We start from the raw sequence: 14101 nt of genomic DNA, 5'->3' as shown, positions 1-14101 counted from the left end.
CCAAATTTCGTCTGCCTGGACACCGGTGACATTAGCAACGGTGCGACGACGGTCCGGACACCAATTTGTGTTCAGGGATAACACAGTTCAGTCAGTGGGTGATCTGCCAGTCGGCGGCCTCACGCTGCTGGTTCCAGAACTCGTCAAAACGTCCTCGCGCGGCCAACAGTTCGTCGATACTGCCGTCCTCGACCACCTTTCCGCCGTCGAGGAACAGCACCCGGTCCGCGTGCCGGATGCTGGCCAGCCGGTGCGCGACGATGACACGGGTGCGCGACTTCTCGTCCGCGGTCAGGGCGTCGACCACGGCGGCCTCGTTCTCGGTGTCCAGCGCGCTGGTCGCCTCGTCGACCAGCAGTACCGGCGCCGGCTTGACCAGGGCGCGCGCGATGCTGACCCGCTGACGCTCACCGCCCGACAGCGCCGTCCCGGCTTCACCGACCTTGGCGCCGTCGCCGTCGGGCAGCCGCGCCGTCAACTCGTCCACACGGGCCAGCCGCGCCGCGGTGGCGAGCTGCCCGGCGTCGGCGTCCGGGTCGCCGACCAGGATGTTGTCCCGGATCGATCCGTCGAACAGGTAGGGATGCTGGAACACCACACTGGTTGCCGCCCTACGGGTTTCGGCATCCATCTGAGCGGTGTCGACTCCGTCGATCAAAACCCGGCCGGAGCTCGGATGATGCAGGCCGGCTATGAGCGACAGGATCGTGCTCTTGCCCGATCCGGACGGACCGACGATCGCGGTGGTTCCGCCGGACTCCAGGACGAAGCTGACGTCCTCCAGTACCGGGGTGGTTCCGTAACCGAAACTCACGCCTTCGAATTCGATGCGGGGTGCGGTGTTCGTATCCAGCGTCGCGCTGCCGGTGGCCATGACGGGGGCATCGAGCACGGCTCGGATCCGGCCGAGCGAGGCCCGGGTGGTTTCGATCGCCGGGGCCAGCTCCGACAGTGAGGTGAACGGCTCGAGGTAGCGCGCGGCGACGACGATCATCGCGATCGCCTCGGGCACGCCGAGAGCGCCGCGCACCGTCAGCATCGTGGCCATGCCGGCCAGGATCAGCAGTGCCAGTTGGCTGGCCAGGCTGAACAGCAATTGTCCCGGCACCTGCATGAGCAGCAGCCGCATGCTGGCGCCGTGCTGGGCGGCCAGGGCGTCGCCGACCATGCTGCGGGCCGGTTCCACCCGCCGGGCGGCGCGCAGCGCCTGCTGGGTGCGGGCGAACTCGATGATCCGTTCGGTGAATGCCCGGTTGGTCTCGTCGGCCACCGTGTCGGCCTTGCGGCTCAGCCGGCCCGAGGCCCAGAACGCACCGAGCAGGATCACGACACCGGCCAGCGCGGCCAACCCGAGTGGGACCGAAATGAACAGCAGCGCAATGCCGATGGCTGCGGGGAGCAGAATCGCCCCGATCAACGGCGTCAGGAGGTTGACTACCATGCCGACGAGTTCGGGTCCGGTCGCCGCGATGGCCTGGCGGGCGTTGGCGGTGTTCGCCCCGTTCTCGCTCCCGAGCCAGTCCATCCGGATGCCGGGCAGCCGATCGGCCACATCGTGTTGAGTGTTGTCGAGCAGGGCGAAGCCCAGATCGAATCCCAGCCGTGAGGTTGCGGTGTCGACGATCCAGCCGATGACCGTGGCGGCGGTGAGCCAGCCCAGCCACGGCAGCGCGTCACGCGGCGCATCGCTGAACAACGCTGCCACAAGGGGAATCAGCAGCACGGTGCCGGCCGCGCGGATCACCACCGAAACGAGGGTCAGCGTGGCGTAGACGCCGACCCGGCCGCGGCGATCCGCCGGGATGAGAGCGATCAAGGTGCGGATCATCGTGCGGCCTCTCCTGCGGTGACGGCGTCGCCGGGATGCAGTGACTGACCGGTCTGCCAGAGCTGGTGGTAACGCCCCTCGGCGGCGAGCAGTTCTTCATGGGTGCCGGTTTCGGCGACCCGGCCGCCGTCGAGCACCACGATCTGGTCGGCGTGGGTGATGGTGTGCAACCGGTGCGCGATCACCAGCACGGTCCGGTCCTTGGTCAATCGGTTGAGCGCCTGCTGCACAAGGTATTCCGATTCCGGGTCGGCAAAGGCCGTGGCCTCGTCCAGGATCAGTACCGGGGTGTCGGCCAGGATGGCCCTGGCGATGGTGAGTCGTTGCCGCTCACCGCCGGACAGTGCCGACGATGCCCCGAGCACCGTCTGATATCCGTCGGGCAGGCGCAGGATCCGCTCGTGGATCTGGGCGTCGCGCGCGGCCTGCTCGATCCGGGTCTGGTCGGCGTCCGGGTCGGCCAGCGCGATGTTCTCGGCGACGGTACCCGCCACCAGTTGGGTCTCCTGCAGCACGAACCCGACCTGGCGGTACAGCTCGTCAGCCGGTAAGGACCGGATGTCCTTGCCGTCCAGGCGGATCGATCCCGTACCCACGTCATGGAACCGGGCCAGCAGCGCGGCCAGGGTGGACTTGCCCGAGCCCGAGGGACCGACGAGCGCGGTGACAGTACCCGGACGCAAGGTCAGCGAGACGTCCTGGATCACCGGAACGCTCGGCCGGTACCCGAAGGTCACGCCGTCGAACACCACGGCGGCCGCGGAACCCGGCTCACCCGGGTGCTCGAGCAGCGCCAGGTCCGCCTCGTCGAGTGCGTTCTGAATGCGGCGGGCGGCCAGCATGCCACCGCGGATCCCACCCAGTCCGTAGCCCACCCCGAGCAGCCGGACACCGAATGTGGTGCCGAGCAACAGGAAGGGCAGCAGATCGACGGGGTCCATCGAGCCGCCGATGATCATCGGGGTGCCGACGGCGGCGATCAGCCACAGGAACGTGCCGGGCCGGGTGACGAGGTCCATCAGCGACTTCTTGCCGGTGAACGGGCGCTGCCAGCCGACGAGGAATCCGATGTACTCGTCGAGGCGGCGGCGGAAACTCGACGACGCCGCGCCGCCGAACACCCGGACGACAGGCTGGCCTTCGAGGTAGGCGCCGGCCTCTCCACTCATCCGGTCGGCCCAGCGTTGCGCCTGGCCGATCTTGGCGCCGGACTGGATGGTCATCACCGACATCAGCACCAGGTAGGTGAGCACCGGGATGAACAGCACCAGCGCCAGGCGCCAGTCGACGGTGAACAGGTAGACCAGCACGGCCACCGGGGCAACCACCGCCGCAACGGCATCCGGGATGGCGTGGGTGACCAGGTAGTGCAGTGACAGGGTGTCGTCCTGCACCAGCTGTTTGATCGAGCCCGAACCGCGGGCGGTGAACCAGCCGAGCGGCAATCGGGCCATCTTCGTCAACAGCCGGGTCCGCAACTCACGGGCGAACTTCGCGTCGAGCCGGTGCAGCCACAAGGTCAGGCCGGCACCCAGCAGTGCGCCCAGACCCAACAGCCAGACCGCGGTCAAACCCAGTGTCCACAACCGGGATTCGTCGGCTCCGGACAGCAGTAGCCGGGCCAACTCGACCAGCAGGACGAAGGGCGCCAGCTGGATCAGGGTGATGATCGCCTGCAGCACGCCCGACACGATCAGCGGGGTTTTCAGTGGGGCCAGCAGCCGTCCCGCACCCTGCGCGCGCCAGGTACCACGTGCGGGCGCAGCCGTGGCTGCGGCGGCTACAGGCTCGGCCACAACCGTTTCGGAGTCAGCGGTTTCGGACTCGGCCTCAGGGCCGGGCTCGGCTTCCGTGCGGTCGGTGCCCATGGCCCGGCCCTCGGTCCAGTAGGCCTGGGCGTGCAGTTCGGACTTGGGGAAGCCGAACTCATCCTTCAACCGCGCACGCAGGTGCTTGAGCGAACCGGCCTCCGGTGTCACCCAGCAGTACCAGTCCGACCAGTCCCTGGCCTCGATCGCGGCGGCCAGCGAGGTCGTGTCGTGGCGCTTGACCCAGTGCACCCGCAGCCGTGGGTGCTCGGCGATCGGGATCAGCAGATCGTTCTCGTCGTGCTGCTCGAGATAGGCCTCGATCGGGACGTCGCGCGGCAGGGCACCGATGATCCCGTTGATGGCGGGTATGGCCGCCGCGTCACCGATCAACAGGTAGCCGGCGGGCAGATCCTCGGGCACGGTGAATCCCGTGGAGCCCAGGGCCATCACCGGGATCGTGTCGCCCGGCTTCGCAGCGCGCGCCCACTTCGACGCCGGTCCCGACGGCTCGTGCAGCACCACGTCCACCGCGAAATGCCCGGTGTCCGGATCCATTTCGGACATGGTGTAGCCCCGTTGGAACTCGGTCTTCGAGCCGTCGGGGTCCGGAACCCAGAAACGCAGGTACGACGTCGGCTCGGCGATGGCGTCCTCGAACACCGTCGGCGACACCAGGCGCAGGCGCAGCATGTTCGGTGTCAGATAGGTGGTCTCGACCACCGTCGCCTGGTGATCACGCGCACCGAAGCCGCGCATCATCACTCCCTGAAATCCGCGTGCCATCAGCGGTCCTCTCCCTGGGCGGTCAGATCCGCCACGATGTCGGTCATCGGCCTGCCGGGGACCACGGACGTCAGCAGTCCCCGGATCAGCGCGTTCATCAGAAGTTCCAGATACTGCGGGCCACTGAGTTGCATACCCGCCGTGTGCACCGGTCCGAGCGCCGCGTCACCGGCCAGTCGTTGGGCGGCGGCATCGCGTTCCACGACGAATTCGTCGCCACCGCTGGCCTCGGCCTTGAGTTCGTGCTGGGCGGCCAGCCCGATCGCGAGCACGGCCACCGAACTGCTGAGCAGCGCTGCCCCCTCGGCCGTGTAGCCGCGCCTGCCCAGTGCGGCGATCTCGTCGGTCAGCAGCTGGGCCCCGGCCTCCCCACGCGGGAACAGCACCTGCATGTAGGTGGCCAGGCCCGGATTGTCCAGGGTGAACCGGTGCAGGCTGACCCCGAATGCCAGCAGATGGTCTTCGACGGACCGGGCCGGATCGTCGACGAACTCCAACTCGGCGAGCAGGCTCTCCCCGACCAGGCGCTCAAGTTCCCAGCGGCCGCTGATGTGGCGGTACAACGCGGTCGCGGAGACCCCGAGCCGAGCGGCGACGGCATTGATGCTCAGGTTGCGCATGCCGAGCTCGCGACCGGCGGAGACGATGTCGGACACCGCGATCAGCGGCGGGCGCCCACCCACGCGCGCGGGAGCACCGGTTCCGGCCACGACTACCTCCACAGGAAAGTTACCCCCACAAACTAAGGGTCACCTTAGTGCGCGTCAACCCGCCTCTTGCATAACAGAGCGATTGCTCTGTTATGGTGGCCGCGTGCCTCGCCCTCGCGTCTACGACCCGGATTCGGTGCTCGACGCCGCCGAAGCCCTGGCCGTGCACTCGGGACCGGCCTCGGTGACCATCCGCGCGATCAGCGATGCCGTCGGCGTTTCCAACGGCGCGCTGTATCACTCGTTCGGCTCACGGGCCGGCCTTCTCGGCCAGGTCTGGCTCCGGGCCGGGCGCCGATTCCTGGTCCTGCAGCGTGAGCTGGTCACCGCGGCGCACCGCGGCGCCGACGCGATCGCCGCGGCCGCCTACGCGCCGGTGATCTTCGCCGAACGCCACCGGGCTTCCGCACGACTGCTGCTGCAGGTCAGTCGCGACCAGGTGCTCGGCCATGACCTCCCCGCCGAGCTGACCGAGCAGATACGCGAGCTGGAAAAACAGTTGGTGGACTTGATGATCGAACTCTCGATGGCCACGTGGGACCGGCGCGACCGGGCCGCGGTGGACACCGTGACGACCTGCATCGTCGACCTACCGACCGCGATCCTGCTGCACCGCAACCGCATCGACGACCCGACTTCCCGCCATCATCTCAGTGCCGCCGTGGCGGCCGTGCTGGCGGTAGGACCCGCCCCCAACCCCCGAAGGAAGGAATCCCATGGCCACAAATCTTGATTACGACGGCGACATCGCCATCCTCGATCTCGGCGACGACGAGAACCGGTTCTCCCCGGAATTCCTCGACGAAGTCGATGCACAACTCGACGCGGTCCTCGCCAGGGGCGCACACGGCCTGGTGACGACCGCGGACAGCAAGTTCTACTCCAACGGTCTCGATCTGGATTGGCTTGGCGCCCACAGTGATCAGGGAGATTGGTACGTCGGCCGGGTACAGGGCCTGTTGGCCCGCATGCTGACACTGCCCATCCCGACGGCCGCGGCCGTGGTCGGACACGCCTTCGGGGCGGGCGCGATGCTCGCCATCGCCCACGACTTCCGAGTGATGCGCGACGACCGCGGTTTCTTCTGCTTCCCCGAGGTCGACATCCGGATCCCGTTCACCCCGGGCATGGCGGCGCTGATCCAGGCCAAGCTGACCCCGCAGGCCGCGGTCGCGTCGATGACCACGGGCCGCCGGTTCGGCGGCATCGATGCCAAGGCGTACGGCCTGGTCGACGCCACGGCCACCGAGGGTTCGGTGACCATCACGGCGACCGAACTACTGCGGCCGTTGGGCGGCAAGGACTCCGGCACCCTGGGCGCGATCAAGCAGGGCATGTTCGGTCCGGCGGTCCAGGCCCTGACCCGGGCCGGCTAGACCGGAATGACCGTGCCGGTCTCCCGCTCGGCGAATTCGACAACGCCCGCAGCGATTTCGTAGTCGCACGCCACCGCGGAACGTCCGATCAGTACGGGTCCGCCACGGAGCCCGAACCGGCCTTCCACCCCGACATAGCTTCCGGGCGGGATCGGTTCGCTCAGGCAGTACAGCGTGGGCGCCGCCCCCGCGTCGATGTCGTTGGCGAACACATCGGCCACTGCCTTGACACCGCGCTGTACCGCGCTCATCAACGGTTTGTCCGAGACGTTCGGTAGGTTGGAGGCGACCCAACCCGGATGCGTGAGTTGGGTGACCAAGGGCGACTTCGCGGTCCGCAGGCGGCGGTCGAGTTCAAGGCCCCACAACATGACGGCCAGCTTCGACCGGCCGTAGGCACCCATCACCGTCCACTTGTGGTGGCGCAGGTGCATGTCGTCGAGGTGCAACGTCGCGGACTTGTGTGCTTCGGAGCCGACGTTGACGATCTGCTTGCGGACCCGGTCGAACAGCAGATTCGTCAGCGCGAACGGACCGAGCAGGTTGGTGCCGATGGTCATCTCGAAACCGTCGACCGTGTCGGTCCGATGCTGGGAGAGCGCGCCGGCGTTGTTGATCAGGATGTCGACATCGCCGTCGAGGCGTCCGGGAAAGGCGCGTACCGAAGACAGATCGGCGAGGTCGAGCTCGATCACCTCGGTGGATCCGCCGATCTCCGCCGCACGCTGCGCGCCCAGCGCTGTGTTACGAACGGCGAGGATCACGTGCGCGCCTGCGCGCGTCAGTGCCCTGGCCGTGCCGAGGCCGACCCCGTTGGTCGCGCCGGTCACGATGATGCGCGTACCGGTGAGGTCGCCGAGACGACCCGGCGTCCAATGTGTGGTCATGGCAGGGTGATCCATCCCGGCAGTCTCATGCCGGGATGGTCACCTCGGGGTGTCAGTTGCCCCAACCGCGCTGGCCGTCCCAGCCACCGCAGATGCCGTTCAAGCAGCCGTGGCCCCAGCCACCCTGGGCCGGGTTCCAGCCACCGCAACCGTTCCAGCCGGGGCCGCTGTCGCAGCCACCGCCACCGCCGGCGTCACCGCCGCCGCTGGGTTGAGCACTGATCGTCGTCGCGGGCGCGTCAGTCATAAGTACGGCGGTCGGTCCTGCTGCAATCGCCACCGCAGCTCCCGCTACGAACACTGACCCCATGAGTTTTCGTATGGTTAGCATGGCTCCATACTCCTCTCCTGTGAGCCTCCTGCCAAGCGATGTGATCAAGCCCGCGTGTAGCGCAGCATTGTCACACCGGTCCCAGCAAAGGCATCCGGGTACTCGCAGAAAACGGGCTTGACACGCATTCCGACGCAGAGATCCTCGGGTGCGACGTCAACCAGTTCGGTGGAGAACCGCGGACCCTCGTCCCATTCTACTATCGCAAGCATTTGCGGAACTGCGTCCGCGAAATGCGGGCCCACGGGGCGGCGGGCCACCGTGAAGGAATACAGCGTGCCCATCCCCGAGATCTCGCGCCATTCAAGGTCATCGGCGAGGGTGCGGGGCGCCAGCACGCGCGGGTAGAACACGTAGGCCTGCGTCGACGGCGAGTACTGGATGGCGATGCGGTGCTGCGCGAGCGCATCCCAGAACGGCGCGCTGGTAGGGGTTTTCACCGGCATCGGCCGGGCGAATCCGGTCATCGGTTTCAGTCGCCTTCCAGGATCAGAGTGGTTTGCTCGGACAGGATGCCGCCGTTGCCGGACACGAACGCGCGATTGCAGTCGCTGATCTGGGCCGCGCCGGCACGGCCCATGATCTGGCGGGTGGCGTCACACACGTGGTGCATGCCGCCAGCCAATCCTGCTTGCCCGAAACCGAGTTGGCCGCCTGCGGTGTTCAGCGGGAAATCTCCGCGGAAGGTCAGGTCATGATCGGACACGAAGGACATGCCCTTGCCCTTCTCGCAGAATCCGGCGTCCTCCAGGCTGAGCAGCACCGTGATCGTGTAGCAGTCGTAGATCGACACCATGTCCATCTGGTCGCGCGTCAGCTCGGTCATCCCGAACGCGGTATCGGCCGCCTTGCGCATCGGCGTGTCCAACAGATTCTCGGCGTAGGTAGGGGTCTTGAAGGGCACGTGTTCACCAAAACCCTTGATCCACACCGGCCGGTTGCGGGAACGGGCAGCCACCTCGGCGCTGGCCACGACGACCGCGGCCCCACCGACGCACGGCATCACGATCTCGAGCATGTGTAGTGGATCGGCGATCACCGGGCTGGCCAGCACGTCTTCGATGCTCAGCGGGGTGTCTTTCCAGATGGCGCCGTCGGTGTGGTTGGCATTGACCCGCTGATCCACCACGATCTTTGCCATCGCCCGCTCGTCGTAGCCGTACTCGTGGGAATAACGTTGGGCCACCTGCCCGTACGGCCCGTTCTGACCGAGGTTGCCGTAGGGAATCTCGAATTCGGCCTGCGGCGAGCCGAACTGGTTGCTGGACGAACCGAAGAACACCGCATCGGTCAGCGTCTTCGGTTTCAACTCGGAGGACGGGGTGATGTAACGCGCAGGCAGAGCACACAGCACCACGTCGCACAGGCCGAGTTCGATTGCGGCGGCCGCCCGCCACACCATGCCTGCTGCGCTCGCCCCACCGAGGTCCAGCAACTCTGCGAAGTTCGCTCGTACACCGAGGTATTCGGCCACGGTAGACGGTACGAAGATCTCCGACTCGCCCAGATGAGAGGTGACGATGCCGTCGACCTCCTCGGCGGACAGACCCGCATCCTCCAGGGCCGCTGCTGCCAGCAGGGCCCACTGCTCCAAGGTGAACGGAGCCGGCGAGGCTTTCGACATGCGTTCCGGCGGCAACTCGACGTAGCCGACGATCGCGGCGTCGCCCTGTAATCCCCTACGCGGTCTCATACTCACTCCTCACTTGCGGGGTAGTCCCAGGATCAGCTGGGCGATGATGTTGAGCTGGATCTCGGTGGTGCCGCCGCCGATCAACTCGGCGGGAAGGTCCAGGTAAGGCGCCACCACAGCCGGTTGGCTGTCCTGTTCCAGGGCAAGCGGTCCGGTGAGGCCGAGGGTGAGTTCGGCCGCACGGCGCAGCATCACGTTGGTGGCCACCTTGGCGATGCTCGACGCCGGACCGGGCGACTGCCCGTCGAGCAGGCGCAGCGTCTCGCGGACCCCCAGTGCCTTGAGCGCGTTGGTGTAGGCGTCGATCTCGCCGATGGCGTGCAGCACCGGGTCGGGATCGGGGCTGACCGCGACGAGTTCACGCAGGGCGCCCATCCGGTCGATGTTGACGTAGCCGCTGATCGCCACCCGTTCGTGGGCCATGGTGCTGATGGCCAACTGCCAGCCCGAAGTCGGGTCCCCGAGCAGCATCTCGTCGGGCACGAGCACGTCGGTCAGGAACACCTCATTGAATTCGGATCGCCCGCTGGACTGGGTGATCTGCTTGAATTCGACTCCGGGTGACCGCATGTCGAGGATGAAGTAACCGATGCCGCGGTGCTTGGGGGCGTCCGGATCGGTGCGGGCCAGCAGCGCTCCGTAGTCGGCTCGATGTGCGAGCGACGTCCAGATCTTGTGCCCGTTGATGCGCCAACCGCCCTCGACCCGCACGGCCCGGGTACTCAGGGAGGCCAGGTCGGAACCCGCGCCCGGCTCACTGAACAGCTGACACCAGGACAGGTCCCCGCGCAGGGTCGCGGGCACGAAACGGTCCTGCAGATCCGGGGTTCCGGCCGCGATGACGCTCGGCAGGATCCATTCGGCGATACCCACCGAAGGCCGCACGAGGCCGGCTCGCCTACCGAACTCCTCGTCCACGATGAGTTGCTGGCGTACGGTCGCGTCGCATCCCCACGGCGCGGGCCAGTGCGGAGTGATCAGTCCAGAGTCGGCAAGCAGGTTGCGCCGGTCTCCCACGGGGGACTCACCGCGATCGTCCTGGTCTCCGAAACCGCTGTCGGACAGCGTGAGTGCACGGTCCAGCACGTCGGCGACCCGGGCCCGGAAGTCGGCATCGGAGTCGCCGAGGTGCACCGTGACGTCGCGGACGACGGTGGCCGACAACTCGCCGAGCTCGCGGGTCCAGCGCGACACCGGACCGACCGAGGCGGCCAGGCTGGTGGCCCGGCGCCAGTACAGGTGCAGGTCGTGTTCCCAGGTGTACCCGATGGCCCCGAGCATGGTGAGCGTCTCAAGCACGAGGCCGGGAACCGGCATGACCGCTCTCACCGCGGCCGAGCAGGCGGTCAGCCGGTGCTGGTCGGTGTCCGCGGATCCGTTGAGGGCGCGCACCGCATCCCAGGCCGCTGCCGTCGCCAGTGCGCTGTTCACCAGCAGCATCGCCGCCTTGTGCTGCAACGCCTGAAACGTCCCGATCGGCTTGCCGAACTGTTCTCGCGTGCGTAGGTGCTCGGTCACGGTGTCCACGCACCACTGGGTGATGCCGGCTGCTGTCGCCGCGGTGAATGCGACGATCAGATCGCTGACCCGGCCGGCGTCCAGTCCGGGCAGGACCGCGCCGGCCGGCACTGCCAGATCGTGCAGGTGCAGGATGCCCAGATCGGTGGTCAGGTCGGTGCCCCGACGCGATTCGACCTGCGCCTCAGCCGGATTCAGCACTGCCCAGGCCAGGGCGCCCGTCTCGTCGGTGAAGGGCACCACGACACGCTGTGCCGAGCAGATCCCCAGGGCCGGCCCGGACGACCCGGTCAGGCGCCACCCGTCACCGTCGCGTCGAGCCGTGAAGGCGGAGTGCTCACCGGACAGCACGACTGCGCGCGCGCCCGCGGCGATCTCCTTGAGGAGCGTCGATGCGGCCGCGCCTTGCAGGCCGGCCGCCGCGGCCCCGGCGATCGCGGTGGTGAGCAGCGGCCCCGGTAGCAGCGCTGAGCCCGCAGCCTCCAGTACGCAGGCCATGTCCGTCAGTCCACCGCCCTGCCCGCCGACCGATTCCGGTAGATGAACAGCATGGAAGCCGTTGTCCACCAATGTGTCCCACCAGGATGGTGGTCGGCCTGCGGCCAGATCTTCCAACCCGGCCCTGGTCGCATCGATCGGCGCGTGCCGGGCCGCGAACTGCTCGACGGCCTGACTGAGCTGCTGTTGCTCCGGGGTCAGAGCGATGGACACGTGGGTCATGCGCGCCTCCTGGCGGCGAAGAAGCGGGCGCCTTCGACGATGGACTCCGTCGTCGGCCTCGGCTGCCATCCGAGTTCGCGGACCGCCTTGCCGTGATCCATCGGCGACATCACGTGCATGAGCCGCACGGTCAGCGGGCTGAGCTGGTTCTCCTTCTTGCGCAGCCGGGCCAGCGGATCGACCACCGCGCCTGCAGCGGCCAGCACACGGACCGGAATCCCACGCCGGGGCGGCTCGACATCGACCGCCGCGCAGGCGGTCTGGTAGATCTCCTGAGCGCTCATGAAACGTTCGGACACGATGTAGCGTTCGCCGACCCGGCCGCGCTCACCGGCCAGGACCAGTGCCTCGGCGGCGTCCGCGATGCCGACGGTCTCGGCTGCCGCGCCCTTGACGTAGAACGGCATCTTGCCCCGTACCGCGGCGGCGACCAGACCCCCGTGCGGTGTCGGCAACCAGTCGCCGGGTCCATAGGTATTGGACACACACATCGCGACGGCGGGCAGACCGTGCTCGCGGGCGTAGCGCAGCACCATCTGTTCGGCGAGCACCCTGGTGTGCACGTAGTCGCCGCCGACGTCGAGCCAGTTGTTCGGCAGATCCTCGGTGGCAAGCCCGGATTCGGCGATGCCGATGGTGGCGATCGAGCTGGTGAAGACGAACTTGCTCAGCCCCGCCTCGACCGCGACGTCCAGAACCTCTTGCAGCCCTTCGATGTTGGTTCGCCACAGCGGGGCCGGGTCGCTGAGCCAGGCCCTGGCGTCGACGACGCAGTAGTACACGACGTCGCAGTCATCCATCGCGGCACGCACCGACTCTGGGTCGAAGATGTCCCCGTAGACCCGCTCCACGTCGAGGTCGTCGATCCCGCGGGTGGAGCTGGTGTTGCGGATGAGTACCCGAACATCCTCGCCGCGCTCGACGAGTCGCCTGGCGACATGCGATCCGAGGAAACCGCTGGCCCCGATGACCAGTTTCTTTGTTGCCATGCGCCCTTGCGTTCGTCGTTCTCCGAATTAACGAGACGCTACGTCTCGTCTTGTGGGAGACTACGGTGGGTAGCTTTCCGTGTAAAGATCCCTGCAAAGGACCGACGAGGACGTGCCGATGACCCCCACTGCCGACGAGGCGGTGCCGACAAACTCTGAGCCCCCGCGACGCCGCAGCGAGAAGTCGCGGGTCGCCATCATCGAGGCCACCCGCGCACTTCTGCTGGAGCGGGGTTTTGACGGGCTGAGCATCGAGGCTGTCGCTGCCCGAGCCGGGGTCGGCAAGCAGACCATTTACCGCTGGTGGCCGAGCCGGCCCGCACTGGTCGCCGACGTGCTCTTGGAAGACGCCGACAAGATCCTGGCCACCATGCCGCGCACCGATGACGTCACCGCGGACCTGGTCTCCTGGGCCCGTACGCTGGCGTCGGCCCTGACCACGAAACGCGGCAACGCCATGCTGCGCATCCTGACCGCCGCCTCACTGGAACACGAGGACACCGCGGCACGGCTGCGGGCAGGTTTCAGCCATCCCCTGCTCGACTCGGTGCGCACCCGGCTGCTCGCCGAGCAGATCGATCCCGACCTGGCGTCAGCGGCTGCCGATGCGCTGCTCGGCGGTGTGGTCTATCCGGTGCTTTCCGAAGGACAGAGCTACTCGCGGCAGCGCGCCGAGACCATGGCGCGCACCATCGTCGCGAGCCTGCTCCGCCCGCCTTCCGTCTGAGGTCAGACGGTCAGGCCCCTCAGGCCCGAGGTTCGGCCCCGGGTGCCCGCACCACCATCGGCACGGCAGGAAAGTACGTCGCCATCTCCGAGCGGCACTTGCGCAGGGCGGCGGTACCGTAGCCGCGCTTGCGGAAGCCCGGGTGGATCCAGATCCGGACGTTGACCTCGCCGTGGGTCAGCTCACCGAACACCATGCCGACCTTCTCGTCGCCCTCCAACGCCACGAACCAGGCGGCCTCTTCGGCGTCCACCCGGCGCAGCGCCGCGCGGATCTCGTCGTCGACATCGGCCGCCGGGGCACCCGATCCGTCGCCGGAAGCACCCACGTCAGTGGTCCGGGCGACGAAGATGTCGCGGTCGGTATCGGCGGAGAACGCCCGCAACTCCAGCGATTCACCCGAGGCTGCCGGACGCTCGGACACCGTGAAGCTGAGCTGGCTGTTCAAGTCGTCGAGTTCGGCAGCAATCCCCCGTCGCGAATCCTTGGTGATCTGCGCGAACGACAGCCCCACCACGGCCTCCGACGCGAGGTGCGAGGTGCCGAGAAGCTGGGCGACCGCTTCGACGGCGGCCGCGCGATCGTCGGCGTCCACGATCACGTCGAGCACCTCGTGGCGCCGGTTCAGGGCGTTGAGCAGAGCGTCGGCAATTTCGCGCCGCGCCGCGGCTTTGTCGTGATCGGTCATACCGCGAGCGTAGATCAGCGGTCCGTGCTCTGTGCAGTGC

At 67.7% G+C, this 14101-nt stretch carries 13 protein-coding genes; 3 read left to right on the top strand and 10 right to left on the bottom strand.

Annotated features, from left to right (window positions below):
* Positions 1–91: 91 nt before the first annotated feature.
* The 3 genes from AC4LGL_RS15635 to AC4LGL_RS15625 are packed head-to-tail and all read right to left on the bottom strand — an operon-like array spanning position 92 to position 5132.
* Positions 92–1828, bottom strand: coding sequence for an ABC transporter ATP-binding protein (locus tag AC4LGL_RS15635; RefSeq protein WP_491839554.1), 1737 nt, complete (start codon positions 1826–1828; stop codon positions 92–94).
* Complete coding sequence (locus AC4LGL_RS15630; RefSeq protein WP_491839553.1) at positions 1825–4422, bottom strand: ABC transporter ATP-binding protein/permease; 2598 nt, start codon at positions 4420–4422, stop codon at positions 1825–1827. Before AC4LGL_RS15630 ends, AC4LGL_RS15635 begins: the two co-directional genes overlap by 4 nt.
* The gene (locus tag AC4LGL_RS15625; RefSeq protein WP_491839552.1) at positions 4422–5132 is read right to left on the bottom strand and encodes a TetR/AcrR family transcriptional regulator; all 711 of its coding nucleotides are present in this window, start codon (positions 5130–5132) and stop codon (positions 4422–4424) included. The genes AC4LGL_RS15630 and AC4LGL_RS15625 overlap by 1 nt, the downstream gene beginning before the upstream one ends.
* Before the next feature lie 103 nt (positions 5133–5235).
* Between AC4LGL_RS15625 and AC4LGL_RS15620 the strand changes: the two genes are divergently transcribed.
* Both AC4LGL_RS15620 and AC4LGL_RS15615 read left to right on the top strand, forming a co-directional pair.
* Positions 5236–5865 carry a TetR/AcrR family transcriptional regulator gene (locus AC4LGL_RS15620; RefSeq protein ID WP_491839551.1) on the top strand — a complete coding sequence of 210 codons (630 nt, stop codon included), beginning with the start codon at positions 5236–5238 and terminating at the stop codon, positions 5863–5865.
* Positions 5849–6508: an enoyl-CoA hydratase-related protein gene (locus tag AC4LGL_RS15615; RefSeq protein ID WP_491839550.1), complete on the top strand. Its 660-nt coding sequence runs from the start codon at positions 5849–5851 to the stop codon at positions 6506–6508. The genes AC4LGL_RS15620 and AC4LGL_RS15615 overlap by 17 nt, the downstream gene beginning before the upstream one ends.
* Here the strand turns inward: AC4LGL_RS15615 and AC4LGL_RS15610 are convergent.
* Genes AC4LGL_RS15610 through AC4LGL_RS15585 form a run of 6 tightly spaced genes read right to left on the bottom strand, consistent with a single transcriptional unit; the run spans position 6505 to position 12646 of the window.
* The gene (locus AC4LGL_RS15610; protein ID WP_491839703.1) at positions 6505–7395 is read right to left on the bottom strand and encodes an SDR family NAD(P)-dependent oxidoreductase; all 891 of its coding nucleotides are present in this window, start codon (positions 7393–7395) and stop codon (positions 6505–6507) included. The two genes, AC4LGL_RS15615 and AC4LGL_RS15610, sit on opposite strands and share 4 nt — an antisense overlap.
* A 52-nt stretch (positions 7396–7447) precedes the next feature.
* The gene (locus AC4LGL_RS15605) at positions 7448–7726 is read right to left on the bottom strand and encodes a hypothetical protein (RefSeq protein WP_491839549.1); all 279 of its coding nucleotides are present in this window, start codon (positions 7724–7726) and stop codon (positions 7448–7450) included.
* 44 nt (positions 7727–7770) lie between these two features.
* On the bottom strand, positions 7771–8193 hold the full coding sequence (locus AC4LGL_RS15600) for a Zn-ribbon domain-containing OB-fold protein (RefSeq protein WP_491839548.1): 423 nt from the start codon (positions 8191–8193) through the stop codon (positions 7771–7773).
* A 5-nt stretch (positions 8194–8198) separates the two neighbouring features.
* The gene (locus tag AC4LGL_RS15595; protein WP_491839547.1) at positions 8199–9419 is read right to left on the bottom strand and encodes a thiolase family protein; all 1221 of its coding nucleotides are present in this window, start codon (positions 9417–9419) and stop codon (positions 8199–8201) included.
* A gap of 9 nt (positions 9420–9428) precedes the next feature.
* On the bottom strand, positions 9429–11648 hold the full coding sequence (locus tag AC4LGL_RS15590; protein ID WP_491839702.1) for an acyl-CoA dehydrogenase family protein: 2220 nt from the start codon (positions 11646–11648) through the stop codon (positions 9429–9431).
* Positions 11649–11653: 5 nt separating this feature from the next.
* Positions 11654–12646 carry an NAD-dependent epimerase/dehydratase family protein gene (locus AC4LGL_RS15585; RefSeq protein ID WP_491839546.1) on the bottom strand — a complete coding sequence of 331 codons (993 nt, stop codon included), beginning with the start codon at positions 12644–12646 and terminating at the stop codon, positions 11654–11656.
* Between the two features lie 118 nt (positions 12647–12764).
* Here AC4LGL_RS15585 and AC4LGL_RS15580 point away from each other — a divergent pair, with 118 nt between their 5' ends.
* Positions 12765–13373: a TetR/AcrR family transcriptional regulator gene (locus tag AC4LGL_RS15580; RefSeq protein ID WP_055118902.1), complete on the top strand. Its 609-nt coding sequence runs from the start codon at positions 12765–12767 to the stop codon at positions 13371–13373.
* Positions 13374–13392: 19 nt separating this feature from the next.
* Here the strand turns inward: AC4LGL_RS15580 and AC4LGL_RS15575 are convergent, their stop codons facing one another.
* Positions 13393–14061, bottom strand: a complete 669-nt coding sequence (locus AC4LGL_RS15575) for a GNAT family N-acetyltransferase (protein WP_055118904.1) — start codon at positions 14059–14061, stop codon at positions 13393–13395.
* Positions 14062–14101 lie beyond the last annotated feature (40 nt).

It is taken from the genome of Mycolicibacterium arcueilense, assembly GCF_058536225.1.
Note: the sequence above shows the minus strand (reverse complement) of the source record. Positions and strands in the feature narration are given on the sequence as shown.